The 24,759-nt window shown below is 68.5% G+C and carries 25 protein-coding genes and 2 tRNA genes; 16 read left to right on the top strand and 11 right to left on the bottom strand.

Annotation, left to right across the window (positions count from 1 at the left end):
- Positions 1 to 66 precede the first annotated feature (66 nt).
- The 5 genes from aceE to RBL05_RS01310 all read left to right on the top strand — a co-directional run bounded on the left by aceE (position 67) and on the right by RBL05_RS01310 (position 6,588).
- A complete protein-coding gene (gene aceE, locus RBL05_RS01330; protein ID WP_308740870.1) occupies positions 67 to 2,814 on the top strand; it encodes a pyruvate dehydrogenase (acetyl-transferring), homodimeric type in 2,748 nt (915 codons plus the stop codon).
- Positions 2,815 to 2,928: 114 nt separating this feature from the next.
- Entirely contained in the window at positions 2,929 to 3,876 is a 948-nt protein-coding gene (locus tag RBL05_RS01325) for an ACP S-malonyltransferase (RefSeq protein ID WP_308740871.1), read from the top strand.
- 1 nt (position 3,877) lies between these two features.
- Positions 3,878 to 4,879 (top strand): beta-ketoacyl-ACP synthase III, encoded by a 1,002-nt coding sequence (locus tag RBL05_RS01320; RefSeq protein WP_308740872.1) that lies wholly within the window; start codon positions 3,878 to 3,880, stop codon positions 4,877 to 4,879.
- A gap of 145 nt (positions 4,880 to 5,024) precedes the next feature.
- On the top strand, positions 5,025 to 5,273 hold the full coding sequence (locus tag RBL05_RS01315; RefSeq protein WP_010551652.1) for an acyl carrier protein: 249 nt from the start codon (positions 5,025 to 5,027) through the stop codon (positions 5,271 to 5,273).
- A 73-nt stretch (positions 5,274 to 5,346) separates the two neighbouring features.
- Positions 5,347 to 6,588 carry a beta-ketoacyl-[acyl-carrier-protein] synthase family protein gene (locus RBL05_RS01310; protein WP_308740873.1) on the top strand — a complete coding sequence of 414 codons (1,242 nt, stop codon included), beginning with the start codon at positions 5,347 to 5,349 and terminating at the stop codon, positions 6,586 to 6,588.
- A 101-nt stretch (positions 6,589 to 6,689) separates the two neighbouring features.
- Here RBL05_RS01310 and RBL05_RS01305 read toward each other — a convergent pair whose 3' ends face one another.
- The 4 genes from RBL05_RS01305 to RBL05_RS01290 form a co-directional block, all read right to left on the bottom strand.
- The gene (locus RBL05_RS01305) at positions 6,690 to 7,181 is read right to left on the bottom strand and encodes a DUF3145 domain-containing protein (RefSeq protein WP_010551654.1); all 492 of its coding nucleotides are present in this window, start codon (positions 7,179 to 7,181) and stop codon (positions 6,690 to 6,692) included.
- 89 nt (positions 7,182 to 7,270) lie between these two features.
- Positions 7,271 to 7,762, bottom strand: coding sequence for a peptide deformylase (locus RBL05_RS01300; protein ID WP_062950737.1), 492 nt, complete (start codon positions 7,760 to 7,762; stop codon positions 7,271 to 7,273).
- Entirely contained in the window at positions 7,759 to 8,229 is a 471-nt protein-coding gene (locus tag RBL05_RS01295) for an OsmC family protein (RefSeq protein ID WP_308740874.1), read from the bottom strand. Before RBL05_RS01295 ends, RBL05_RS01300 begins: the two co-directional genes overlap by 4 nt.
- Before the next feature lie 73 nt (positions 8,230 to 8,302).
- Positions 8,303 to 8,374, bottom strand: a tRNA-Asn gene (locus RBL05_RS01290).
- A 310-nt stretch (positions 8,375 to 8,684) separates the two neighbouring features.
- Between RBL05_RS01290 and RBL05_RS01285 the strand changes: the two genes are divergently transcribed.
- The 6 genes from RBL05_RS01285 to RBL05_RS01260 all read left to right on the top strand — a co-directional run bounded on the left by RBL05_RS01285 (position 8,685) and on the right by RBL05_RS01260 (position 12,431).
- Positions 8,685 to 8,758: transfer RNA gene (locus tag RBL05_RS01285), tRNA-Ile, on the top strand.
- A 301-nt stretch (positions 8,759 to 9,059) separates the two neighbouring features.
- Entirely contained in the window at positions 9,060 to 10,064 is a 1,005-nt protein-coding gene (locus tag RBL05_RS01280) for a hypothetical protein (protein WP_308740875.1), read from the top strand.
- A 144-nt stretch (positions 10,065 to 10,208) separates the two neighbouring features.
- A complete protein-coding gene (locus RBL05_RS01275) occupies positions 10,209 to 11,267 on the top strand; it encodes a DUF4062 domain-containing protein (RefSeq protein ID WP_308740876.1) in 1,059 nt (352 codons plus the stop codon).
- Between the two features lie 269 nt (positions 11,268 to 11,536).
- Positions 11,537 to 11,863 (top strand): hypothetical protein, encoded by a 327-nt coding sequence (locus RBL05_RS01270; RefSeq protein ID WP_318603980.1) that lies wholly within the window; start codon positions 11,537 to 11,539, stop codon positions 11,861 to 11,863.
- 11 nt (positions 11,864 to 11,874) lie between these two features.
- Complete coding sequence (locus RBL05_RS01265; RefSeq protein ID WP_308740878.1) at positions 11,875 to 12,045, top strand: hypothetical protein; 171 nt, start codon at positions 11,875 to 11,877, stop codon at positions 12,043 to 12,045.
- Positions 12,045 to 12,431, top strand: a complete 387-nt coding sequence (locus RBL05_RS01260) for an RNA polymerase-binding protein RbpA (RefSeq protein ID WP_308740879.1) — start codon at positions 12,045 to 12,047, stop codon at positions 12,429 to 12,431. Before RBL05_RS01265 ends, RBL05_RS01260 begins: the two co-directional genes overlap by 1 nt.
- Before the next feature lie 44 nt (positions 12,432 to 12,475).
- On the opposite strand, the gene RBL05_RS01255 is transcribed toward RBL05_RS01260, so the two are convergent.
- The gene (locus tag RBL05_RS01255; protein ID WP_308740880.1) at positions 12,476 to 13,138 is read right to left on the bottom strand and encodes a hypothetical protein; all 663 of its coding nucleotides are present in this window, start codon (positions 13,136 to 13,138) and stop codon (positions 12,476 to 12,478) included.
- Between the two features lie 232 nt (positions 13,139 to 13,370).
- Between RBL05_RS01255 and RBL05_RS01250 the strand changes: the two genes are divergently transcribed.
- Positions 13,371 to 13,850 carry a hypothetical protein gene (locus RBL05_RS01250; protein WP_308740881.1) on the top strand — a complete coding sequence of 160 codons (480 nt, stop codon included), beginning with the start codon at positions 13,371 to 13,373 and terminating at the stop codon, positions 13,848 to 13,850.
- Positions 13,851 to 13,976: 126 nt separating this feature from the next.
- Here the strand turns inward: RBL05_RS01250 and RBL05_RS01245 are convergent, their stop codons facing one another.
- On the bottom strand, positions 13,977 to 15,404 hold the full coding sequence (locus tag RBL05_RS01245; protein WP_308740882.1) for a sodium:solute symporter family protein: 1,428 nt from the start codon (positions 15,402 to 15,404) through the stop codon (positions 13,977 to 13,979).
- A gap of 15 nt (positions 15,405 to 15,419) precedes the next feature.
- The gene (locus RBL05_RS01240; protein WP_308740883.1) at positions 15,420 to 16,655 is read right to left on the bottom strand and encodes a metal-dependent hydrolase family protein; all 1,236 of its coding nucleotides are present in this window, start codon (positions 16,653 to 16,655) and stop codon (positions 15,420 to 15,422) included.
- Between the two features lie 156 nt (positions 16,656 to 16,811).
- Here RBL05_RS01240 and RBL05_RS01235 point away from each other — a divergent pair, with 156 nt between their 5' ends.
- Both RBL05_RS01235 and RBL05_RS01230 read left to right on the top strand, forming a co-directional pair.
- Positions 16,812 to 17,051, top strand: coding sequence for a hypothetical protein (locus RBL05_RS01235; protein ID WP_308740884.1), 240 nt, complete (start codon positions 16,812 to 16,814; stop codon positions 17,049 to 17,051).
- A gap of 51 nt (positions 17,052 to 17,102) precedes the next feature.
- Positions 17,103 to 18,391, top strand: a protein-coding gene (locus tag RBL05_RS01230) for an IS3 family transposase (RefSeq protein WP_308740885.1) whose coding sequence is annotated in 2 segments (ribosomal slippage) — positions 17,103 to 17,376 and positions 17,376 to 18,391 — 1,290 coding nt in all. Because the reading frame shifts where the segments join, the coding sequence is not laid out codon by codon here.
- A gap of 378 nt (positions 18,392 to 18,769) precedes the next feature.
- Here RBL05_RS01230 and RBL05_RS01225 read toward each other — a convergent pair.
- From RBL05_RS01225 to RBL05_RS01210, 4 genes are all read right to left on the bottom strand, one after another.
- Entirely contained in the window at positions 18,770 to 19,981 is a 1,212-nt protein-coding gene (locus RBL05_RS01225; protein WP_308740886.1) for a hypothetical protein, read from the bottom strand.
- Between the two features lie 68 nt (positions 19,982 to 20,049).
- Positions 20,050 to 21,237, bottom strand: a complete 1,188-nt coding sequence (locus RBL05_RS01220; protein ID WP_308740887.1) for a site-specific DNA-methyltransferase — start codon at positions 21,235 to 21,237, stop codon at positions 20,050 to 20,052.
- Between the two features lie 58 nt (positions 21,238 to 21,295).
- Positions 21,296 to 22,000 carry a hypothetical protein gene (locus tag RBL05_RS01215; protein ID WP_308740888.1) on the bottom strand — a complete coding sequence of 235 codons (705 nt, stop codon included), beginning with the start codon at positions 21,998 to 22,000 and terminating at the stop codon, positions 21,296 to 21,298.
- Positions 22,001 to 22,064: 64 nt separating this feature from the next.
- Positions 22,065 to 23,144 (bottom strand): hypothetical protein, encoded by a 1,080-nt coding sequence (locus RBL05_RS01210; protein ID WP_308740889.1) that lies wholly within the window; start codon positions 23,142 to 23,144, stop codon positions 22,065 to 22,067.
- A gap of 358 nt (positions 23,145 to 23,502) precedes the next feature.
- Between RBL05_RS01210 and RBL05_RS01205 the strand changes: the two genes are divergently transcribed.
- Positions 23,503 to 24,030 carry a helix-turn-helix domain-containing protein gene (locus RBL05_RS01205; protein ID WP_308740890.1) on the top strand — a complete coding sequence of 176 codons (528 nt, stop codon included), beginning with the start codon at positions 23,503 to 23,505 and terminating at the stop codon, positions 24,028 to 24,030.
- 12 nt (positions 24,031 to 24,042) lie between these two features.
- On the top strand, positions 24,043 to 24,600 hold the full coding sequence (locus RBL05_RS01200) for a PIN domain-containing protein (RefSeq protein ID WP_308740891.1): 558 nt from the start codon (positions 24,043 to 24,045) through the stop codon (positions 24,598 to 24,600).
- Positions 24,601 to 24,759 lie beyond the last annotated feature (159 nt).

The following is a 24,759-nucleotide window of genomic DNA, read 5'->3' as shown; positions in this document are numbered from 1 at the left end:
CCGGGCCCACCGGCGTTCTTGAGCTCCCGCGGCCGGTCCATCGACTCCGGTAGAGAGAAGGACAGTGTGACTTCGCACGAGACCCCTCGTCCCATCGGCATCAACCTGCCGAGCCACGCGCAGGATCCGGACCCGGAGGAGACCCGGGAGTGGCTCGACTCGTTCGACGGACTCGTCGAGCACCGCGGCGTCGACCGGGCCTCCGAGGTGATGCAGAGCCTGATCCAGCACGCGCGCGACGAGGACCTGCACCTGCCGGACTCGCTCACCACGGACTACGTGAACACGATCCCCGCGGATCAGCAGCCCGAGTACCCCGGCGACGTGGAGCTCGAGAAGGAGCTGCGCAACATCAACCGCTGGAACGCGGCGATGGTCGTCCATCGCGCCCAGCGCCCCGGCGTGTCCGTCGGCGGGCACCTCTCCTCCTACGCCTCCATCGCCACGATGTACGAGGTGGGCTTCAACCACTTCTTCCGCGGACGCAGCCACCCCGGAGGCGGCGACCACGTCTTCTTCCAGGGGCACGCCTCCCCCGGCATCTACGCCCGCGCCTTCGCGATGGGCCGCCTGAGCCAGGAGGACCTCGACGGCTTCCGCCAGGAGGTCTCCTCCGAGCACGGCATGCCCTCCTACCCGCACCCGCGGGCGATGCAGGACTTCTGGGAGTTCCCGACGGTCTCCATGGGCATCGGTCCGGTCAACGCGATCGAGCAGGCCTCCTTCGACCGCTACCTGCACCACCGCGGCCTCAAGGACACCTCCGAGCAGCACACCTGGGCGTTCCTCGGCGACGGCGAGATGGACGAGGTCGAGTCCCGCGGCGCGCTCCACATCGCCGCGAAGGAGCACCTGGACAACCTCACCTTCGTCATCAACTGCAACCTGCAGCGCCTGGACGGCCCGGTCCGCGGCAACGGCAAGATCATCCAGGAGCTCGAGAGCCAGTTCCGCGGTGCGGGCTGGAACGTCGTCAAGGTGATCTGGGGCTCGGGCTGGGACCCGCTGCTCCAGGAGTCCACCGACGGCGCGCTCATCGACCTGATGAACGCGACCCCGGACGGCGACTACCAGACCTACCGCGCGGAGAACGGCGGGTTCATCCGCGACAACTTCTTCGGCCGCGACCCGCGCACGAAGGCACTCGTCGAGAACCTCTCCGACGACGACATCTGGTGGAAGCTCAACCGCGGCGGCCACGACGCCAAGAAGATCTACGCCGCCTTCCAGCAGGCGATGACGCTGAAGAACGGCAAGCCGACCGTCATCCTCGCCCACACCATCAAGGGCTACCGCCTGGGCTCGAACTTCGCCGGCCGCAACGCGACCCACCAGATGAAGAAGTTCACGCTCGAGGACCTCAAGGCCCTGCGCGACACCCTGCACATCCCGATCTCCGACGAGCAGCTCGAGTCCGGCAGCGTCTACGACGCGCCGTTCTACCTGCCGGACGACGACGCCCCGGTCATGCAGTACCTCAAGCAGCACCGCGAGGCGCTCGGCGGCCCGGTCCCGTCCCGCAGCACCGAGCACAAGGCTCTCGAGCTGCCGGGCGACAAGGCCTACGAGGTCGTCCGGCGCGGCTCCGGCAAGCAGGAGATCGCCTCGACGATGGCGCTCGTGCGCCTGCTCAAGGACCTCATGCGCGACAAGGAGACCGGCAAGCGCTGGGTCCCGATCGTGCCCGACGAGGCCCGCACCTTCGGCATGGACTCGCTGTTCCCGACGGCGAAGATCTACAACCCCGACGGGCAGAACTACCTCTCGGTGGACCGAGACCTGCTGCTGGCCTACAAGGAGTCCGCTCAGGGCCAGATCAAGCACATGGGCATCAATGAGATCTCCTCGACCGCGGCATTCACCGCGGCGGGCACCTCGTACGCCACGCACGACTACCCGATGATCCCGTTCTACATCTTCTACTCGATGTTCGGGTTCCAGCGCACCGGTGACTTCTTCTGGGCCGCCGGGGACCAGATGGCCAAGGGCTTCGTGATCGGCGCGACCGCCGGCAAGACGACGCTCGCGGGCGAGGGCCTCCAGCACATGGACGGCCACTCCCCCGTGCTCGCCTCGACCAACCCCGGCACCGTGATCTACGACCCGACCTACGGCTACGAGCTCGGTCACATCATCCGCGACGGCCTGCAGCGCATGTACGGCGAGGACGACCGCCTGCAGGAGGTCTTCTACTACATCACCGTCTACAACGAGCCGATGGTGCACCCGGCCGAGCCGGAGGACCTGGACGTGGAGGGCCTGCTCAAGGGCATGTACCTCAACGAGGCCGCTCCCGAGGGCGACGGCCCGGTCGCGCAGCTGCTCGCCTCCGGCGTGGGCGTCCCGTGGGCCAAGCACGCCCGCGAGCTGCTCGAGCAGGACTGGGGCGTGCGCGCCAACGTGTGGTCGGTGACCTCGTGGACCGAGCTGCGCAAGGAGGCCCAGGAGGCCGAGAAGCACAACCTCCTGAACCCCGAGGACCAGCGCACCCCGTGGCTGGAGCAGCGCCTCGAGGGCGTCGAGGGTCCGTTCGTGGCCACCTCCGACTACGACTTCATGGTCCCGGACATGATCCGCGAGTGGATCCCGGGCCGCTACGGCGTGCTCGGCGCCGACGGCTGGGGCTTCTCCGACACCCGCCCGGCTGCCCGCCGCCACCTGAAGATCGACGCGCACTCGATGGTCGTCAAGACCCTCCAGCTGCTCGCCAAGGACGGCAAGGTCGACCCCTCGGTCGTCCGCCAGGCCATCGACAAGTACGACCTGACGAACGTGAACGCCGGCGAGTCCGGCTCGTTCGGCGGCGAGTCCTGATCACCCCCGTCGGGCCGCTCCTCCGTGCGAGGGGCGGCCCGACGGCCGCTCTCCCCCATCGGCCCGCTCCGCCTCGCGAGCGGGCCTTCCCCTTCTCTCCCCTGGAGGTTTCCCGTGCTCGCGATCGTCTGCCCCGGCCAGGGGGCCCAGAAGCCCGGCTTCCTGAGCCCCTGGCGTGAGCTGCCCGGCGTGGAGGAGTCCCTCGCGGGGCTCTCGGAGGCTGCAGGCATCGACCTGCTGCGCCACGGCACCGAGTCCGACGCCGACACGATCCGCGACACCGCGGTCGCCCAGCCGCTGCTGGTCGCCGCGGGCATCGTCGCCGCGTCGCAGCTGCGCGCCGAGGAGGACCTCCCGGCGGCCGACGTGCTCGCCGGCCACAGCGTCGGCGAGCTGACCGCCGCGGCGCTCGGCGGGGTGCTCTCCGACGAGGACGCGATGCGCCTGGTCGCGGTGCGCTCGCGCGCCATGGCCACCGCCGCCGCGGCCGAGCCCACCTCGATGGCCGCCGTCGTCGGCGGCACCCGCGAGGACGTCCTCGCCGCGATCGAGCGCCACGGCCTGCACCCCGCGAACATCAACTCCGCCGCCCAGGTCGTCGCCGCCGGCAGCGCCGAGAGGATCGCCGCGCTCGGCGAGGACGGCCCGGCGAAGGCGCGCGTCATCCCGCTGCAGGTCGCCGGGGCCTTCCACACCCCGTACATGGCCGCCGCCCGCGAGGAGCTCGCCGCCTTCGCGCCGACGCTCTCCCCCGCCGACCCGACCCTCCCGCTGGTCTCCAACGCCGGCGGCGAGGTCGTCACCTCCGGCGCGCAGTACCTCGACGCGATCGTCACCCAGGTCGCCTCGCCCGTGGACTGGGAGGCCTGCATGGCCACCTTCCGCGACCGCGGCGTGACCGCGATGATCGAGGTCGCCCCCGCGGGCACCCTCACCGGGCTCGCGAAGCGCGAGCTGAAGGGGATCGCGCTGGCGAACCTCAACACGCCCGACGACCTCGAGGCCGCCCGCGCCCTGGTGCGCGAGCACGCCGGACGCGCCCCGTCGGACCAGGAGGCCTGACATGGCGATCACCCTCACCGCCCCGCGGACGGTCCCCGGCTCGCAGGTCCTCGCCTACGGCGCCGCCCGCGGCGACCTGGTCGTCCCCAACGACGACCTCGTCGGCCCGATCGACTCCTCCGACGAGTGGATCCGCCAGCGCACCGGCATCGTCACCCGCACCCGTGCGAGCGCCGAGGTCGGCGTCAAGGACCTCTCCCTCACCGCGGCGAAGGAGGCGATCGAGCGCTCCGGCATCGCGCTGGAGACCCTCGACGCGATCATCGTCTCGACGATCTCCTTCCCCTATCCGACCCCGTCGCTCGCGACGCTGCTGGCGGGCGAGCTGGGCCGGCCCGACGTCATCGCCTACGACATCTCCGCGGCCTGCGCCGGCTTCGCCTACGGCATCGGGCAGGCCGACTCCCTCATCCGCTCGGGCGCCGCCCGGAACGTGCTGGTGATCGGTGCGGAGAAGCTCTCGGACTTCGTCTCCCCCACCGACCGCTCGATCTCGTTCCTGCTCGGGGACGGGGCCGGCGCCGCGGTCGTCGGCCCGTCCGACACCCCGCGCATCGGGCCGACGGTCTGGGGCAGCGACGGCGACCACTGGGACACGATCCGGATGACCGGCTCATCGATCGACTTCCGCGACGGGAAGGCCGAATGGCCCACCCTCGAGCAGGACGGCCGCACGGTGTTCCGCTGGGCCGTCTGGCACACCGCGAAGAAGATCCGCGAGATGCTCGAGCTCTCCGGCATCGGCATCGAGGACGTGGACGTGTTCGTCCCCCACCAGGCGAACATGCGCATCATCGACGAGCTCGCCAAGCAGCTGAAGCTGCCGGAGGACGTGGTGATCGGCCGCGACATCGCCGAGACGGGCAACACCTCCGCCGCGTCGATCCCGCTGGCCACCCACCGCCTGCTCGAGGAGGGCGCAGCGAAGAGCGGCGACGTGCTCGTGCAGTTCGGCTTCGGCGCCGGGCTCGCCTACGCCGGCCAGGTGCTGGTCCTCCCCTGAGCCCCGCCCGGGCCGCCGGGTACCGCCCGGACGACTGTCACCCGCATCACGACCGGCAAGTAACATCGTTCGGCCTGACCGGAACAGCACAGCGTCCCGGGTAGTCTGTCCCCGCCACACAATCCGAACACCCTAAGGAGCACCCATGGCACACACCGAGAACGAGATCCTCGAGGGCCTCGCCGAGATCGTCAACGAGGAGACCGGTGTCGCCACCGAGGACGTGAAGCTCGAGAAGTCCTTCACCGACGACCTCGACATCGACTCCATCTCGATGATGACCATCGTCGTGAACGCGGAGGAGAAGTTCGACGTGCGCATCCCCGACGAAGAGGTCAAGAACCTCGCCACCGTCGGCGACGCCGTCAAGTACATCGCGGGCGCCCAGAACTGAGCCCCGCCTGACGCCCGGGACGGGTTCGTCCCGGGCGTCGCCGTTCCCCGTCTGCCCCGACCCGGAGGTCCGCATGTCCGCTTCCCGTTCCCGAGTCGCCGTCACCGGCCTCGGCACCGTCAACCCGCTGGGCGCGGATGTCGCCTCGACGTGGGAGGCGGCCCTGGCCGGGACCTCCGCGGCCCGCACCCTCGAGAACGACTGGAAGGAGTCCTACGGGCTCTCCGTCGACTTCGCCTGCCGTCTGGTGCCCGGGGCGCTGGACTCCCTGAGCCGTCCCGAGTCGAAGAAGCTCGACCCCTCCGGGCAGTACGCGATGGTCGCCGCCCGCGAGGCCTGGGCCGATGCGGGCGCCCCCGACGTCGACCCGACCCGCCTCGGCGTGGTCGTCGGCACGGGCATCGGCGGCATCTGGACGACGCTGGACCAATGGGACGTCGTGCGCGAGCGCGGCGCCCGCCGCGTCAACCCCTTCACCGTGCCGATGCTGATGGCGAACTCCTCCGCGGCCAACATCTCCATGGAGCTCGGCGCCCGCGCCGGCGCCCACACCCCCGTCTCCGCCTGCGCCTCCGGCTCGGAGGCCGTGGCGCTGGGCATGGGCATGATCCGCGACGGCCGGGCCGACGTGGTCGTCGTCGGCGGCACCGAGGCGTCCATCCACCCGATGACCATCGCGGCCTTCGCGAACATCCGGGCCCTGTCCACGCGCGTCGACGATCCCGAGCACGCCTCGCGTCCCTACGACGTGGACCGCGACGGCTTCGTGCTCGGCGAGGGCGCGGCGATCCTGGTGCTCGAGAGCGAGGAGCATGCGAAGGCCCGCGGCGCCCGCGTCTACGGCTATGCCGCCGGCCGCGGCATGGCCTCCGACGCCCACCACATCTCGGCCCCGAATCCCGAGGGGCAGGCCGCCGCGGTGCGCGAGGCGGTCGAGGACGCCGATCTCGGCGCGGCGGACATCAAGCACCTCAACGCCCACGGCACCTCGACGCCGCTGGGCGACATCGGCGAGCTGAGGGCCGTCTCGGACGCGCTGGGCGGCGAGACCGATCAGATCGTCGTCACCTCGACGAAGTCGATGACCGGCCACCTGCTCGGCGGCGCCGGCGCGCTCGAGACCGTGTTCTCGGTCCTCGCCGCGCACCACCGCACCGTCCCGCCGACGATCAACATCGAGAACCTCGACCCCGAGGCCCCGATGGCGATCGCGAACGGCGCCCCGGCGCAGCTCCCCGAGGGGGATCTCGCGGTGCTCAACAACGCCTTCGGCTTCGGCGGCCACGACATCGCGCTGGTGGTCACCACGGCCTGACCGGCACCGCTGCCGCAGCGCTCGCGAAGGGCGCCCGCTCCCCTCGGGGAACGGGCGCCCTTCGCGCATCGGAGCACCGTGCGGCCGCGGCCGCCGCGCGCTCAGCTCACGCGGTGCAGCCAGCGCATCGGCACGCCCTCGCCGGCGTGGCGGTAGATCTCCAGCTCCTCGTCCCACGGCTCGCCGAGCGCGATGCCGAGCTCGCGCGGGAGGGCGCGCGGGTCGGAGCCGGCGCGCTCCATGCAGCCGCGCACGTGGTCCTCCGTGAGGACGATGTTGCCCGCGTGGTCGGTCGCGGCGTGGTGGATGCCGAGCTCGGGGGTGCAGCTCCAGCGGGCGCCGTCGACGGCGGCGGTCGCCTCCTGGGTGACCTCGAAGCGCACCTCGTGCATGCCGCGCAGCGCGCTGACCAGGCGTGCGCCGGTGTCCTCACGGCCGCGCCAGGTCATCTCGGCCCGCTGCAGGCCGCGCCCGACGGGCTGGTCCTCCCAGCGGATGCGTGCGGGCATGCCGAGTACCCCGCTGGCCGCCCATTCGATGTGGGGCGTGAGGGCGCGCGGGGCCGAGTGGATGTACAGAACGCCCTGGGTCATCTCGTTCCTTCCGGTGTCCGATGCGTCTTCCCCAACGAATCGGAACCATGGACGGAGCTGATGGCAGCGCGTGCTGGTCCAGGATGAGCTTAGAGGGTCTCCCTGATCTGGCGCAACGCGCGCTTCTTCACGGAGCGCTCGAGGCCGTCGATGTAGAGCTCCCCGTCGAGGTGGCCGACCTCGTGCTGGATGAGGCGGGCGATGATCCCCTCACCGGCCAGCTCGATCTCCTCGCCCTCGAGGTCCGTGCCCACGCAGCGGGCGTAGGCGGAGCGGGTGCGCGGGAAGAAGAGCCCGGGCACGGAGAGGCAGCCCTCGTCGTCGTGCTGCAGCTCCTCGGAGAGCTCGACGATGACGGGGTTGAGGATGTAGCCGAGCTCACCGGTCTCGACGAGGTGCCAGGAGAAGGCGCGCTGGCCGATGCCGATCTGGTTCGCGGCCACGCCCGCGCGGGCGGGATCGTCCACGGTGTCGAGCAGGTCCCGCACGAGGGTGCGCGTGCCGTCGGTGACCGTTCGGATCGGGTCGCAGGGGGTGCGCAGGACGGGGTCGCCGACGACCCGGATGGGACGGACGGTCACGCCTGCTCCTCCCCCGGCTCCGCGCCGAGCACCCGGTGGGTGACCTCGACGCCGGGGACGACGCTGCGCTCGACGGTGCAGCCCGCCGCGACCGCCCGGCCGAAGACCTTCACGACCGTGGCGATCTCCTGCGCGGTGAGCCCCTCGAGGGGGAGCTGCACCTCCTCGGCGATCGACAGGTAGCGGTTCTCGGCCTCGTCGGAGGTGCCGTGGGCCCACAGCCGCGCCTCGAAGTCCTCGCCGAGGCGGCGGGCGAGGTTCACGTCGCTGCTCATGCCGGCGCAGCCGATCAGGGCGAGCTTGAGCAGCTCGCCGGGGCTCGCCTCGCCCTCGCCGTGGCCGATCGGGATCTCGACCCCGCGCTGGGTGCGGCCAACGAGGGTGCGGTGGCCGGTGCGGTCCGCCCACACGCTGCCGGGGCCGAAGTCCTCCGGGAGCGGGAAGCGGTCATCGGGCAGGGAGGGCATCGGCATGCTCCTTCAGGGGACCGGAGGAAGAAATGACTCAGCCCCGGACGAGGCCGGGGCTGAGTCGCAGGGGCTCCCGCAGTTGGATTCGAACCAACAACCCTTCGATTAACAGTCGAATGCTCTGCCGTTGAGCTATGCGGGATCGACCTGGACGACTGTAGCAGGACCGGGGCGGGGCTCGCATCCCGGAACCCCCTCACGACCGGCCACTATGACGAAGGTTACGCGCCCGCGCCGGGTCCCGTCGTGGATGCTGACGCGTCATCGCCCGGGCCGCCGCTCCCGGATCGAGGAGGTCGTCATTGCTCCGGAGCACCTCGAGGAGGCGGGTGGCGCCGCGGCGACCGGAGAGCCCGTCCGAGGCGGAGTGCCCGCGGGGCCCGCGGCGCGACGTCGAACCAGGTCATGCGGCCGTGCGTGGTAGATTCGTCCGGGCCCTCTCGCGGGGCCACGGCCCAGTAGCTCAGCCGGTCAGAGCAGCGGACTCATAATCCGTCGGTCGCGGGTTCAAGCCCCGCCTGGGCTACAACGGCACTGGTCAGAGGTGCTTTTCGGAACCGTCATGTCGCCCAGTTTCGAGCGAATCAGACTTTTGTCAGACTTTTGATTTCGCGTCCTGGGTCGCCCCAGGGCGCCTCAACGCCCCGTCGACATCGACCCGAGAGCCCTCACCGCCCAAATCATCCCCGCCGAGCCGCCGACCTTCCCGGCCGTGATCCCCTACCCGTTCGACCGTCCCCGAATTCACGTCCCCCGCCGACACCGCCTGGACGCAGGCACCCCTCGGACGCGCCCTGGCCCGTCCAGGAGACGCGACCGGGCCGGAGGTGCGCCTGGACCTCGCGAGCGCCTCCCACACGCTCCTGCAGGGCCTGCCGATGTCCGGGAAGAGCGTGAACATCACCGCGTTCGCATACTGGATGCTGCAAGCCGGGGCGGAGCTCGCGATCGTCGACACCCCCGACAAGGCTGTCGACTTCGACTGGCTGCGCCCGTACGTGCGCGACGGCGGGTGGGGGTGCGACAGCTACGAGGCGATGGTCGCGACCTGCGGCATGGTCTACGCCGAAGGGAAGCGTCGCGCCGCGATCCTCAAACGCCGCGGGATCAACAACTGGTTCGCGATCACGGACGACCCCTCGTTCCGTCCCGTCGTGCTGATCGCCGACGAGTACACGGGCCTCATGACCCCCGAACGCGTCCCCAAAGCGCTCCCCCGCGACCACCCGATGCGGGCCGAGGCGGAGGCGACCAACGGGTTCAAGGACATGGTCGCGACGTTCATCCAGAAGATCGCGCTCGAGATGCGGTTCGTGGGCATGCACGTGTTCGTCTCCACCCAGCTCGGCAACACCAAGACCGGCGTTTCCACCGCACTGAAGGCCGCCTGCGGGAACAGGTTCCTCATGGGCCCGAACGCCTCCGACAACCAGCGCGCCAACGCGTTCTCCGCCCCGGACTCCGTCGCCGAGGTCCCCGAGAACGTGAAGACCACGCCCGGGGTGTCCAAGGGCGTCGGCGTCACCGAGACCGAAGGCCAGCCCTCCCAGGTGTTCAAGGGCTACTACGCCCCCACCACCGAGTTCGCGGACCACCTCGCCGCCTCCAGCACCGTCCGCCGCACCACGCGCCCCGAACCGACGAGGGCGGAGATCGCCGAGCACACCGGCCAGGACGACCTCGACCACGGCACCGGCCAACTCGGCGACACCGACCCGTGGAACGGCCGCCGGGCCCCGAGGGCCGCCGCCGACCGGGTCTACGGGGAGGACGGGCGCGAGCTGCGGGGCGCTGCCGCGGCAGCGCACGCCGCGAAAATCGCCGGGGCCTGAGCGCGGCGAGGTACAGATCGAACGCTCGGCAGAACGACAGTTCAAGCCCTCCAAGGGCACGCGAGGACTGCGTCTTGGTAGCGATCATCCCGTTTAAGCACTAATCAGGCACCTACGTCAGCCATCCCGACTAGCATCTGAGCCATGGACAGACGGTACCAGGTATTCATCAGCTCGACATTCACTGATCTCATCGATGAGCGTCGCGAGGTCATGCAGGCATTGCTCGAGATGGACTGCCTACCTGCAGGCATGGAGTTGTTCCCAGCCGGCAACACCGATCAGTGGACCCTGATCACGGGTGTCATAGAGCAAAGTGACTATTACCTGGTTATCCTTGGCGGGCGATACGGCTCGGTCACCGAAGAGGGAATCAGCTATACTGAGAAGGAGTACGACTATGCAGTTGAGCTCGGTATCCCAGTTATGGGTTTTGTCCCGGCCGAGCCAGACGCGATCCCGGTAGGCAAGACAGACAAGGATAGCAGAGCGACAGAAAGGCTCGCCGAGTTCCGCAAGAAGGTCCAGCTCAAGATGACTCGAGACTGGTCGAACGCCGAAGATCTCGGCTCAAAGGTTACGCGGGGGCTAATGCATTTGATTAAGAATAACCCCCGGCCAGGCTGGATACGCGGAGATCAGGCGATAACGCCCGAGACTCGCGCAGAAATTGCCGAACTCAAGGCGACTATTGCCAGATATGAGAAGAAGGAGGTCGAGATTTCCGCCTATACCCCCACACAGATGGACAGCAAGTTTGCCCACGGTGACGAGGAAGTCACAATAACCCTTCTGCACAAGGGTCGCGGGTATCTACAGAGCGAGGACGGCGAGCTCTCCTATACCTGGGATGAGATCGTTGAGGTCTTGGGCCCATTCATGATCGACGAGGCCCCTGAATCATCGCTGCGCAACACTTTCAACAACCACATACTTCTCGACATTCAGGCTGACACCGAAGGAACATGGTCTACGGACTTCATGTCACCGTCAGCGAAGATTTCAGACAGATCTTGGGGGGCGATCATCGTGCAGCTGAGGGCGCTACGCCTTATCGCGGTCGGCACGAAGAAACGTACAGTGAGCGATAACGCCGTATACTGGAAGTTGACAACCGCCGGAGATGAGTACCTCGTCTCCCTTCGGGCCACCCCAAGCCGTGCAGAACAGGCAGGAGCTAACCACTCACTATCCCATCCATAAGTTTAGCGCGTCCGCAAGTTTTATCAATCACCTCTGCGAATACTATTTGAATTGTCAACACAAGCCGCCGATCCACAACATGTCTGGTGGATACAGTATTAAGAATGCAATTCTTTTCGGTCGGGCTGCCTTCGAAGTCCCCACCGTTCTGAAATGCTTGACGCGATCGGGAAAGGCGCTCAATTCTTCCCTCGATGGGACAGGTCTCGGATCCTCCGCCCACTGGTGCGGGGTGACGATCCCGGATCCCAGGAACTGAGGAAGCACCGATGAGCACCACCAACACCCACACCCTCCACTCCACCACCGAGCCCCACGACGGAACGGGGCAGTTCTCCCTCCGCATCGGGGCACGCACCGTCCACGCAGACCGCAATGACGAACTGCTCGCCGCCGTCATCGGCCCCGAGTACCTCGAGGAGGACGATCCTGAGGTGCTGTTCCTGATGCGGCTCGAGCAAGCGATCGTGATCGCAACCGCCGTGCAGGAGTCGATCGTGGCCGCCGCCGTGCAACGCAGAGATCTCGACGAAACCACCCCCGAGGACATCTGGACCGCGCTGCTCGCGGAACGCGAGATCGCGGGCCCGGGGTGAGGTGGGAGCACATGGTGCCGCTCGTGCTCGTGACGAGCCTGTTCGCGCCGTACAGCGACAGGGATCAGCCGGTCGGGAACGTCGCCTGGATCGGCCCCACCGACGACGTGACCATGCTCGAATCCCTGCACGGGCTGGGTGTGATCGAGCTGCTCGAGCACGGAGATCTGGCGGCCGTCTGATGCCCGCCGCCCTGCTCCCCGCCACGGTGCCCCACCGTGCACTGACGGTGGAGAACCCGGACCGGGTCGTGCCGCTCGTGCCGCAGATCGTCACGTACCTGTGCGGGCAGTGCGAAGTCCTCACCGAGGTGCGGTTGCACCCGCGGGCGCCGATTCCGGCCCGGTGGCCGTGCCGGCTCTGCCGCGGCGGCGCCGAATGCACGACCGACGCCGATGAGGGCGTCGAGCTGATCGGCATGCCGGCCACCGCGAAGGCTCACGAGCGAAAGGACCATTGGGCCCACGTGTCCGAGCGTCGCACCGACGCCGAGCTCGAACGCCTCCTCGCTGCCCGGTTGGCGCTGCTGCGCGCCGGGAAGCTGCACTCTGGGCCGTCCCACTCGTAGCACCCGTTGCGCTCATATGCGCGGTCTACGGGGGTCGGGGTTCGTCAGGGTGTGCGGATGAGCTCCAGGGACGGATCAAGTGTCACGACGGCATCGTCGCCGGAGTAGTCGGTGAACACTGCCCATCCGAACTCCGCGTCACCGCCGTAGAATGCGGTGTACCAGGTACCCGTCTCGCCCTGCCGGAGACCGCTTGAGCACTCCTGCCCTTCGATCATTCCCGGTTGGTCGACCATGAGCATCTCGACGCCGTCGACGTCGTAGGCGCGGAGATCGAACATGTCGGGGCCGTGGCACTCCTTCGCCACGGCGTCCAGCGTGTTGTTGGTCCATTCGATGTGGAAGTACCAGAGGCGCTCGCCCTCACCCGGCTCGAAGTTCGGCTCAGAGTCCGGGAAATCAGTAGGGATCATGTCGCGCTCCTCGATGGTCCGCACTGTGAAGTCTGCAGAGGGCAGCTGCACCAACTCCCCGGCACCGCTGGTCTCCACGGGTTCCGGTTCGGGCGTAGTCGCTGTGGGCAACGGGGTCTCGGACTCCGCGTCGGTGGTGGGTGCGTCCGTCGTCGGCTCTGCAGACACCTCGGCGTTCTGGCCTTCGGCGCGTGCGGACTGGGTGTCGACGGGGCTGGTGGCGCAGGCGGACAGCACCAGCATGGCGGTCGCAGCAGTGACGAGGTACCTGGAGAACAACTTCGGCGTGGGCATGCGGCCGAGCTATGTGGAGACTCAGACAAATGGAGCGAGTCGGACGAACCGGGACCGCAACGAGACGCCGGCTCGCTCGACCCGATCCTCATCGGGACGCCCTGCACGCCGTGACGCCACTCCTTCGCCCGGGAGGCACGGCGCTGGACCCGCAGCTGTGACCGGGGAGGTCCCACGACGGCATCTCTTCGCCCACTGGTGAGGGGACATGACCCTGCGTGGAGGAGGATCCATGGCCTCGCTGATCGAGTCCGTCCGCAAGCTGCACGGCCCGACGCTCGTCGCGCACGACAACGGCTACGACGTCGACGTCATCTGCCTCGAATGCACCCGCCTCCGCACCGACGCCCTCGAGAAGGTGACCTCCGACGGGGAGGACTGGTCGTACGCGCCGGAGCTGGCGAACGTGCCGTACCCGTGCCCGACACGCATCGTCGCCGGCACGACCGAAGCCGAGGGGCAGGACGAGTCCGCGCGAATGCGGCTCGAGTCCCTCGTGGTCCAGCGAGAGCACCTCGAGGAGCGGATGGAGCGGCTCGACGCGGTGATCGCGCTGATCCGGCGTGATCTCGGCGAAGAGACCAGCCCGGCACCCGAAGCGAGCTCGGAGGAGGGCGACGCAGCGCCGGCACCTACGGAGGCTGTCGAGGAGCCCGCCGAGACCCCCACCGCGGAGCCGATCGAGGCGTCGGAGGACGGGTACGACTTCTGACCCCACCCCCACGGCGGAGAGATATGCAGGATCGGGCGTCAGCCCCCTCGACGATGGGCGCGGCGCAGGCCCGCATGGCAGGCGGACGCCCCGATGGCTCGGTCCGGCCACCGCGCCAGGTCCCTTTCAGGCAGAGACCTCCGACGCCGAGTCCTGAATGGCCGCTGACCGCTTTCGCGCATCGCCCGGCGGGGTGAGCAGCGAGACCACCACGAGTGCCAGCACGGAGGCCGGCAGAGCGACGATCACGGAATTCAACTCGGCAGCTCGCCCCGAGATCTCCCAGAACAGTGTGACGGCCGCACCCACCAGCAGGGCCGACATGGCTCCCGCCCCGTTGGCCCGCTTCCAGAACAGGCCGGCCAACAGCACCGGGGTGATGGTGACGCCGTACATCGTGTACGCGTACATCTGCAGCGCGAGGACGCTCGGGAAGAAGTTGACCATCACGAAACCGAGGATGGCCACCCCCAGCACGGCGGCGCGGCCGATCCAGAGGTTCGCGGTGTCGGAGGGCTTGGTCGGGCTGAGCTGCCCGACGAGGTCGTGGACCACGTTTGAGGAGCAAGTCAGCAGGTAGGACGAGCCGGTCGTGATGATGAGGGCGAACGCGCCAGCGAGCAGTGCGCCACCGATGACCGCGGGGGTGAACTGGGTGCCGGACAGGGACAGCACGGCCATGTCCGGTTCGATGCCCGGCTGGAGGAGGGCGCTGGAGACGGACAGCAGCACGATCGGGACGATCATCACGATGGAGCCGAGGCAGAAGAGGACCGCGCCCCAAAAGGCTGCGTTGTCGCTCTTCGCGGCGGCGAGGCGCTGGTACATGTTCTGATCGCCGAGCAGCAGCACGAGGACGGGCAGGATGAAGCCGAGCATCTGGAGTGCGCTGAGGCCTCCGAAGACGCCGGCGTCGGAGTTGACCTCGGTCAGCGGGGCGAGGCCGCCGACATCGGTCCCGACCACGAAGAACACGGACACCCAGAGTGCGAAGACGATCACGACGGCGGAGAGGAAGTCGGTCCAGGCCACGGACTTCAGCCCGCCGGACAGGGCGAGGAACGTGATGAGGAGCGCGGCGATCACGGCACCGGTCGACTCCTCGAGCGGCGTGATCAGGCTGATGATGTAGCCGGCGCCGGTGAACTGGTAGGCGGTGATCCCGATGAACGCGATGAGGATCATGATGGTCGCGGCGATCCGCACGGGCTTGCCGTAGCGCTTGTCGAACATCTCCGGGACGGTGTGCCCGGCGACTCCGCGTACACGCCGGGAGAGGACGATCAACAGGATGGTGCCGGTGATCGTCCCGGAGAAGAACAGGAAGCCGGGGATCAGGCCGTAGGTGTAGGCGAAGTTGGCGGCTCCGATGATGGAGCCGGAACCGACGAACGTCGCGAGCATCGTTCCGCCGATCACGGGCGCCGGCAGTGAACGCCCGGCCAGGACGAAGTCCTCGCCCGAGCTGGTGGCCTTCTTGCGACCGAACCAGGCGCCGATGACGACCATCAGGGCGATGTAGGCGATGAGCACGGCGATGTGTGTGTAGTTCATGGGGGTGCCTTCGGGTCAGTGGGTCGGGCGGGCGCGCACGATCTCGCCGCCCTGGATCACTAGAGCGGGGTCCGGTGCGGAGAGCACGGTGATGTCCTGCAGCGGGTCGGCCTCCAGGACGACCAGATCCGCGAATGCGCCCTCACGGATGACGCCGAGCTCGCCGACGCGCTCGAGCAGGCGGGCTGCGGTGGTGGTGGCGGAGCGGATCACGTCCAGCGGCTCCTGGTGGCGGGCGCGGATCTCGAACTCCTTCGACTGATGGACCTGCATCCCACCGAGCAGGTCACTTCCGAAGCACAGGTTCAGTCCTTTCTGGTGGGCGAGGGCCAGTGCCTGTTCCCCGGCGCTGAGCACGTCGGCGACCTTGGCTTGGCTCACGGGTGGGAGTCCCATTTCGGCACCGAAGGTGTCGAGGGCCCAGTAGGTCACGAGGTTCATGGTGACGAACGCGCCTGCTTCGGCGATCGCGTCGGCGGACTTCTCGTCCAGCAGGTTGGCGTGTTCGATGGAGCGCACGCCTGCGTCGAGGGCCCGTTGGATCGCGCCCGGGGTGTAGGCGTGGGCGGCGACGTAGCGGTTTGCGTCCTGGGCTTCTTCGACGGCGGCTCGCATCTCGGCGAAGGAGTACTGGATGGAGTCGACGCGGTCGGTTGGGGAGGCGACTCCTCCCCCGGCCATGATCTTCAGATGGTGGGCTCCAGTGCGGAGCTGTTCCCGGGCGGCGCGTCGCACGGCGTCGGGTCCATCGGCGATGACGCCGAGGCCTGCGCAGCACGAGGAGCTGTGCGAGATCTGCTGGCCGGGTCGGCGGGTGTCGCCGTGTCCTCCGGTCTGGGTGAGGGACTTCCCTCCGAAGAACAGGCGCGGCCCGCGCAGCAGGCCTTCGGTCTGGGCGGCGGCCAGGCCGTGGTCTGCCCCGCCGGTGTCTCGGACGGTGGTGAATCCGCGGTCGAGCATGTCGCCCATGAGGCGGGCGGCGTGCATCGTCGCGTAGGACGGCGCGGTGGTCTCGAGCTCGCTGAGGTTCGCGGTCATCGCGTAAACGTGGACGTGGCAGTCGATGAGGCCGGGGAGAACATGCTTGCCCGCGAGGTCGATCGCGTCGTCAGCGTCGGCGAGGCTTCCGGCCGCGGCGATCTTCGCGAATCGGCCGTCGCGTATCTCGAGGTCCGCTGAGCGCCATTCGCCCGTTTCGATGTCCAGGAAGCGGGTGTTGGTGAGGACGGCTCCGGTAGGCAGCGGAATCACTCCTGAGATCGATGGTCCCGACATCGTAGGTTGCAGGTCACATTTCTGTCCGCCGCTCCACCTGCTGGGATGCCGCCCAGAGTTGGCTGAGGGTCCTGTGAAGGCTGTTCATCGCCCACTTCGCTGGCTGAGAGCCCGTCGTGGGAGGGAACAGTCATGTCGAGGATTGTGCGGAAGAGGGACACCGGCGAGGTGGGCAATGCGGGCGAGTTCGGGACTATCTCGCGCTCGGACGCCGACATCTCCATTGCCGAGACCCCCGGAGGGATCCACCGGGAGACCGGTGATTCCGCGACGGGGCCGCAGCTGCGGGTACCGACCTGGTCGGTGGAGCGCATCGAGCACAAGGTGGAGCTCGCGAACCGGCGCCTGGAGCGGGAGGGCATCGCTGAGTGAACCGGCCCAGGTTTGATGCCGCTGCTGTTTGAGTCCGGAAGGATGGACAGCATGCCGAAGAAGATCGATCCCCAGCTGCGCGCGAGGTGCGTGCGACTCGTGCGTGAGCACCAGCAGGAGTACCCGACCCTGACGGCGGCGACGGCCGCGGTGGCCCGCCAGGAAGGCGTCTCGCGGGAGTCCGTGCGGCGATGGCTGGCCCAGGCCGACGTCGACGACGGAACCCGCCCCGGCGTCACCAGCGAGGAGTCTGCCGAGGTCAAGCGACTGAAGGCGGAGAACAAGCAGCTCCGGGAGGACAACGAGATCCTCCGGCGGGCCTCGATTTTCTTCGCGGGGGAGCTCGACCCCCGAAACCGCTAATCCTCGCGTTCATCGATGAGATGAGAGCCGAGGGCTATGCAGTCGAGTCGATCCTTTGCGTCCTGCGCCAGCAGGGCTTAGAGATCGCTGCACGCACCTACAGGTCCTGGAAGCGGCCGGCCCGCATCGCGTCCCGTACCGTCACCGATGCCCTGGTCGAGGACAAGATCCGCGACCTCGCCTGGACCGTCAACGAGGTCACCGGGCAGGTTCAGATGACGCCGGAGGGCCTGTACGGGCGGCGAAAGTGGGTCGCCCTGCTCCGCCGCCAAGAAGGGCTCGCCGGCACGTCCCGAGGCGCAGTCGACCGCGCGATGCGCACCGTCGGCCTCGAAGGCGTACGGCGCGCGAAGAAGCTGCGCACCACCATCCCTGGTCCGGAAGGGAAACGTGCCGGTGACCTGCTCAATCGCGACTTCACTGCCACGGCTCCGAACCGCGTGTGGGTCACCGACTTCACCTACGTCCGCACCTGGGCAGGGTTCGTCTACGTCGCGTTCGTGCTGGACGTCTTCGCCCAGCGGATCGTCGGCTGGCACGCCAGCGCGAGCAAGAAGGTCGACCTGGTCATGACGCCGCTGCGGATCGCGCTCTGGCAACGCGAACGGGAAGGAACTCCGGTCTCACCTGGAGATTTGATCCATCACAGCAATGCCGGATCTCAGTACACAGCGATTCGTCTGACCGAGCATCTCGCCCTCGAGGGCATCGCGCCGTCGATCGGGTCCGTCCGCGACGCCTACGACAACGCGCTGATGGAGACGGTGAACGGGCTGTTCAAGACCGAGTGCGTCCGCACGACCGTCTTCCATGCCGGCCCCTTCCGCACCCTCGCGGACGTCGAGTTCGCGACTGCCGGCTGGGTCGACTGGTACAACAACCGGCGCATCCACAGCTCCCTCGGGATGCTCACCCCGATAGAGTTCGAGACGCTCCACCACGAGGCCCTCGACCGAGAGCCCGAACCCGCAAAGTAGCAGCAGAGAACCCGGGCCGGTTCAGTTCTTGGGGGTGGTGGGTGATGTGGCGGGATTCGAGTCCGGCGAACACGATCCCGGCGATGAGGTAGGGCGCGAACGGTTCGGAGATCCCTGCGTTGTTGGCGAGGACTTCGTGGCGCAGGCCGCGCGCGTACAGGTACGCCCCTTCCCGGTCGAGTCCGGGGGCGGTGTCGACCCGTCCGGCGTTCAGGGTGAGCAGGGCGGAGTTCAGGGCCGCGTTCATGGAGAACACGGCATGGTTGGGCGCGGCATCGTTCATGCGGACGCAGTGGGCGCACCCCTGACCTCGTAGGACGGGGGCGGCGTCACGCAGCGCCGGGGCTTGCGGCTACATCCGGCGCGAGCGAAGGGGGTTCAGAAGGCCGATCCATGGAAGACGTCGGCGCGGACGACGCTGAAGTCCGTCTCGCAGGCGCGGCACTGATACCCAGGCGCCGGTCCGCCGGGAAGCACGCAGCCACCCAGGATGAAGGCGTCGGAATCGACCGTCTCCGGGTCAACGGGCATGCCCCAGATGTACTCCCGAGGATTGCCCGCGCCGCACTCCGGGCAGGTCAGGGGCACCGGGCGCACGAACTCGCGCAGCCGCTTCAGGCTCGGCGAGTGGCACAGCAGATGGCAGTCCAGGCACAACTGAGCGGCATCATCGAGGTGGTCCTGGATCTCCAGCTGGAGGTCGAAGTGTCGAGGCCGGAAGTAGTGCAGTTCGAAGGTTCCGTGGTCGGTGCCGCAGGCTGCGCACCGCAACTCCGCGTCCTGCAGGAGTGTGAGGGCGTGGACCGCGGATCCCGCCGTCCTGCGACCGTCCGGCGTGCAGTCTCCCGCGACGACGAACACCGGCCGCGGATGCTCGAGCAGGTCGATGCTGTGGTCCAGGAGTGCATCGCCTGTCGCATCGGCCAGGACCGTGGTCGTGCGGGGCAGCTTCACGGCGATGCTTGCCTCGACGTGGTGCACGGGCACGGGCTGGTCGGTCGTCCAGCGGGGTTCGACGAACACGGTCCCGCCTTCGACGCGGCTGACCTGTTCGACGCAGGCGAGGAGGGCCGGGGTCGAATTCACGGCCGTCACGATCACGTCGCCGGCGCGTACACCGGCCGGAAGGCCCCAGGTGACTTCGTTCAGGTCCCCGTTGAGGGATTCGACGGCAGTCTCCCAGTCGTCCATCCAGCACCAGTACACGTGATGCCCGTCCGCCCTGCGGATTTCGCGGAGGACCGAGAGGTCTTGGGGCTCGGAGAGGCGGCGCAGCGGATAGTCCTCGCCGAGCTCTTCGGCGTGGTATTCGGCCTCGACGGCGGAGCCGATGAGGGTGTCGATGAGTTCGGCGCGCGTCAGATCGGCGAGGTCCTCAGCGTCGTAGCCGGCTGATGTCGTGAGCATCTCCAGCAGAGCCGAGCGGTCGAGGTGGTCGTAGTACGCGTCGTAGGGGTAACTGCGGTGCGGACTGGTCATGGCCTCTGCTCTCCGATGGTGTGTCCCTATGACCTCCACGAATGGCCATCGAGTCACCCCACCGTAAGCCCTCGGTCCGACCGACGACCCCGCGTTTTCCCCCTTCGCCATGGGCAGGCCGGCTACGTCCCCGGACATGGGTGCCGAGTACGCGGGACGGGACCGAGCTCGTTCCGGTTCTATGCGGCGGTGGTGTGCCGTCTTCGCAGCTCGACATCCCGCGGGCCGGCACCCACTGCGCCCCAGGAGACCTGCTCCCTGTAGGTCGCTTCGCAGTAACGCAGGCGCGGGACGAGGACGTTCTCGATGATCCCGCCTTCGTCGAGGGCGATGCCGGTGACGGTGCGGGTTCCGCCGTCGGCGGCGTTCAGGGCCATGGCGACTTCGATGCTGGTGCCGGAGCCGAGGAACGGGTCCAGGATCCGTGCGTTCGGTCCGGTGACGGTGGTGAACCAGCGGGCGAGGACGGTGTGGTCTTTCGGGAAGGGGAACTCGCCGACCCCGTCGATCCCGGCGAGGTGCCGGGCGCCTTCGCGTTCCTGCCGGAACACGGAGCGGGGCACGGCGGTGGCGTTGTCGACGAGTCGGCGCTTGAGCTTCGGCTGGGTGGTGTGGTCGGGACCGAACTCGATCAGCCCGTCTGCGAGCATGCGATCCATCGAGGCGTCGTTCATCCGCCATCCGCGCTTGGGTACTGGGCAGGGGCGTCCGGTGGTGGGGTGGGTGAGATGCCGGAAGGAGCGGCTGGCCTGGACGGAGGGGGCGCCGGGGTCGCCGACCCGGTAGAGGGTGCCGGTGTCGTCGATGCGGTCGTACTCGATCAGGCCCCGCGGCAGGGTGGAGCGCCTGGGGGCGAGCCAGGCCCGGAAGTGCTGCTGCGCGACGGCCCGGTCCCCGTGCGCATGCCGCCACGAGCGGGCGGCGGCGTCGAGCATGGCTTCGGCGTCGGGGCGGGGCTGCCGCCACGTCGTCCCAGCAGTCTTCAGGGCGGCGTGGTTCTTTGCGTACAGGATCAGGTAGTCGTGGGAGACGCTGAGGAGGCGGGAGGAGTTGAGGGTCGAGCCGTCCCAGACGACGGTGCCGATGTGGTTGCGGGCGCCGAGGACGTCGTCGAGGAGGACGCGAAGGTGGTGACACTCGCGGTCGTCGATGGAGGCGATCACGATGCCGTGTTCGGCGAGGAGACGCGGCAGGTGGGCGAGGCGGGGTGCCATGAAGCCGGTCCAGTCCTCGAACCGGTCGTTGTAGCCGGTGACGACGCGTCCGCCGGTGTTGTACGGCGGGTCGAGGTAGATCAGGTCGAACGGACCGTCCAGGGTGGGGAGGATGTCGAGGTTGTCGCCGACGTGCACGTGATGGGTTCGCATACTCCCTTGCAGTGCGCGGGGCCGGAGCCGATCTGCGACGTGGCGGCGTGTCGACCGGTCACCGGTTCCGCGGGCGATGACGGCGAACAAAGCCTCGCGGGCGTGCCCCGTTCGCGACGGCGTACGCTTCGCGGGCCGCCTCGTGCGGGTCCTCGAACGACTCCTTGATCTGGTCCTCCACCGCCCCGTCGTCGACCGAGAACTCGCGCAGGTACTGGGCGATCTGCTCCGCGTCACCGCTGAAGTCGAGATCGGCGTCGATCGTGTCCGCCTTGCCCACGTCCCCGTACGATTCTTCGAAGTCGTAGGTGAACGTGCCTTTCCCGGTGCTGAGGTCGAATGTGGCCTGGGAGAGGGTGCGGTCGTTGTAGCGCTGGTTCTGCAGGGATTCGGCGTGGATCCGGTCCGGCCCGTCCGGCCGCAGGTAGTACTGGCGGGGCCCGTCCTCGGCGGCGACTTCGAGCGCTGCGGCGTACCCGTCTCGCTCGACGTCGATCTCCGGGCACAGGTCGGCGATGAGCTGCCCGGACCGGCCCTGCGCCCGCATCCCCGCCACCGGATCCATGGGCGGCACGGTGACGTCGGCGTCGGCTCGGGTGAGGGATCCGAACTGGCCGCCGTTGCCGCTCTCCCCCGTGTCCTTCTTCCGGAGAGGTCCTCCCTCCAGTCGGCCCCCGCCGGAACCCGAGGCCTTCCGGACGGGCCCCGACGACGTCCGCACGGGTCCGGCGGTCGTCTCGGCGTCATTCTTCGCGATCGTCATGTCGTGTCTCCATCCGCTGGCCCAGGCGTGGTCTGCCCCCGTCAAGTGGGCGGGGCCGCACCCCTCACGCGGCCACCGCGCCCCTGCGCCGGTACGCGATCCCGGCGGCGAGGTCCTCGAGGACGGAGCGGAGGAAGGTGTCGGCCTGGTCGGGGTCGAGGCGCTCGAGCACGGTGAGCACCAGGTCGCGGTCCTCGATGGTGCGGATCGCGAACACGGCCTCGAGGGGTGACCGGCCTCGGCCCCGCCACAGCGCCGCCGCGCCGTGGGCGTCGAGGTGGTCGCCGAAGTGCTGGAGGATGAACGTGGCGACGTGGCGGGCGTGCTCGATCGCGGCCTGGCCGCGCGGGGTCGGCAACCGGTACGCGAACGTCACGAGCTGCCCGACGGACTGTCCGTTCGCTGCCCGCGTCTCGGTGAGGCGGGCGATCGCTGTGGTGAGGTCGATCGGGCACGTCTCCGGATCGCGACCCCTCAGCGCCGCCGTAGCGGTGGGGTCGGGATCCTCGACCCGTCGGGCTTGGCGTTCGGCGATCTCGCGGATGTACTCGTGCGCCTGCTCGAGGCGGCCGAGATGATAGCCGCGGGTCGGGCGGCGCCCGATCGGGAACGCGGACCGGACCTGGTCGGCCATCTCCTCGAACCGCCGCATCGACTCGACCCCGCCCGTCTTCACGTGGTCCTCCCACGTGGCCATGAGGATCTCGCGGCCCTGCCCGGACTCGGTGGCCATGTACCGGCCATCCCCCTCGGAGCGGTGCCGCATCGCGCCACGGACGATGTTGTAGACCAGCCCCTCCGGGATCAGCGCCTCCGCGCCCGGGCACGCGGCTTCGGCGGGCACGATCTTCGACATCGCGATCACGCATGAGTCCTGGATGAGATCGTCCCGGTGCCTGCTTGTGTACGCCCAGGCCCGGGCCTGCAGGTCGAACACGCGCCGGCACGCCCCCAGCAGCGTCTCCCGGTCGTGGACCCGCTCCTGCTCCACCTCCCGGAAGCGGACCGGCACCGGTTCGGGATGCACTAGCACGACGAGCGCATCCGGTGCCCGGTGGGCGCTGGGGCAGGCGGGTTCGTTCCGCTCGTAGCGGGTGACGATGTCGCGGTGGCGGGCCCGGCCCTTCTCGGCTTTCGTCCTCATGACCCGCCAGTGGGCACGAGACTGACCCGGTAGGACGTGAGCTCCGGAGGAGATGAAACACTCGTGTGAGCGCCTGGAGGGCGGAGCCTTGGTCCTACACCTCCCTACACTTCGACCTGCCTGTAGGGATACGCGGCAGCCGACTGTCGCACTCGGCGCTCGCTCGCCGCATCCGGGCTGGACGGGCAGGTCGTGGTGCTCGGAAGCTGCTGATGTGTGACCCGTTTCCCGCGTCCTGGTCGAGCCGCCGCACGTACTGCCGATCGCGGAGGCGCGGGTTCCGCTAGGCCGGTCCACCCACTACACTTAATCGCAGTAGACGCAACATCCTGCGTTACCGTCAGTTGAGGAGTCGTTCATGGCCGCCACGAGCATCCTGGCATCGTCCACGCACACTGAGAGCGACATGCAACAGCTGGCACGCGTCCACGACCTCCTCGTCGCGGACGAAGCGACCCATCCCGTGCCCCGCCACTATCTCATCGGCGGCGGCTCCGAAGATCCGGTCGAACTGCCCGAAGAGGTCTACCAGGTCCTTCGACGCGTCGTGGACGCGATGCAGAAGGGCCTCTCGGTCACGATCTCGCCAACCTCCCAGACGCTGACCACGCAGCAGGCAGCGGACCTACTGGGCATCAGCCGACCTACCCTGATCAAGGCTCTGGACCACGGCAAGCTGCCGTACACGCGCTCCGGCACCCACCGACGCCTTGCCCTCACCGACGTCCTGGACTATCGCGAGCAGCGACGCCGCGAGCAATACGCAGCGATCGAGGCCCTCTCCGTCGACGTGGATGAGACGGACGACATCGACGAGATCCTCGGCCAGCTCAAGACGGCTCGCAAAGCAATGGGTGCCACCCGACGGCGTGACGGAACCCGCTGACATACTGGCCAGATGTTCACCGCCGTCCTCGACACCAGCGTGTTGTGGCCCAGCCTGCAACGCGATTTTCTGCTGTCCCTGCCCGTCGAGGGCACCTACCGGCCACTATGGAGCTCGGCGATCCTGGACGAACTGGTCCTCCACGAAGCCAAGAAGCTGGTCCGACGCGGCACCCCAGACGCCGACGCTACCGCCCGCGCTGACCGGCTGATCACGACGATGACGCGCGCGTTTGACGACGCTCTGGTGACCGACTGGGAACCGCTCGAGGGAACGTACTCGCTACCGGATCCGGATGACCGGCACGTCGTGGCGGCCGCCGCCAAGGGAGGTGCCGAAGCCATCGTGACCAGCAATCTCAAAGACTTCCCCGCCGCACAGCTGCCCGCTCCGATCCGCGCCATCTCTCCGCAGGAGTTCGTCTACGACACGGTCCGACAGCACCTGACACCTGCCTGCCGTGCCGTGCTCGAGATCTGCACGCGCAGCGGCACCCGCGGCGCGAAGCTGCTGCCCGCGCACCTGCTGGATCTTCTCGACGTCCGGTATCAGATGACAGACACTGCGTAGTTCTTACGCTCCGCTCCGGGTCTGCGCGACGTACTGCGCTGACCAGCATTTCCGCGGCGCGGGGCCAACCCGGATTCGCTCGAAGTTCTTCGCGGAGGTCCCGGAGTGTGGATGAATCCTGACGTCCCGAGGACGCGCATGATTGATCACCTGCGAGCA

The organism is Brachybacterium sp. GU-2, from assembly GCF_030866705.2.
GTDB classification, from domain to species: Bacteria; Actinomycetota; Actinomycetes; order Actinomycetales; family Dermabacteraceae; genus Brachybacterium; species Brachybacterium conglomeratum.
Note: the sequence above shows the minus strand (reverse complement) of the source record. Positions and strands in the feature narration are given on the sequence as shown.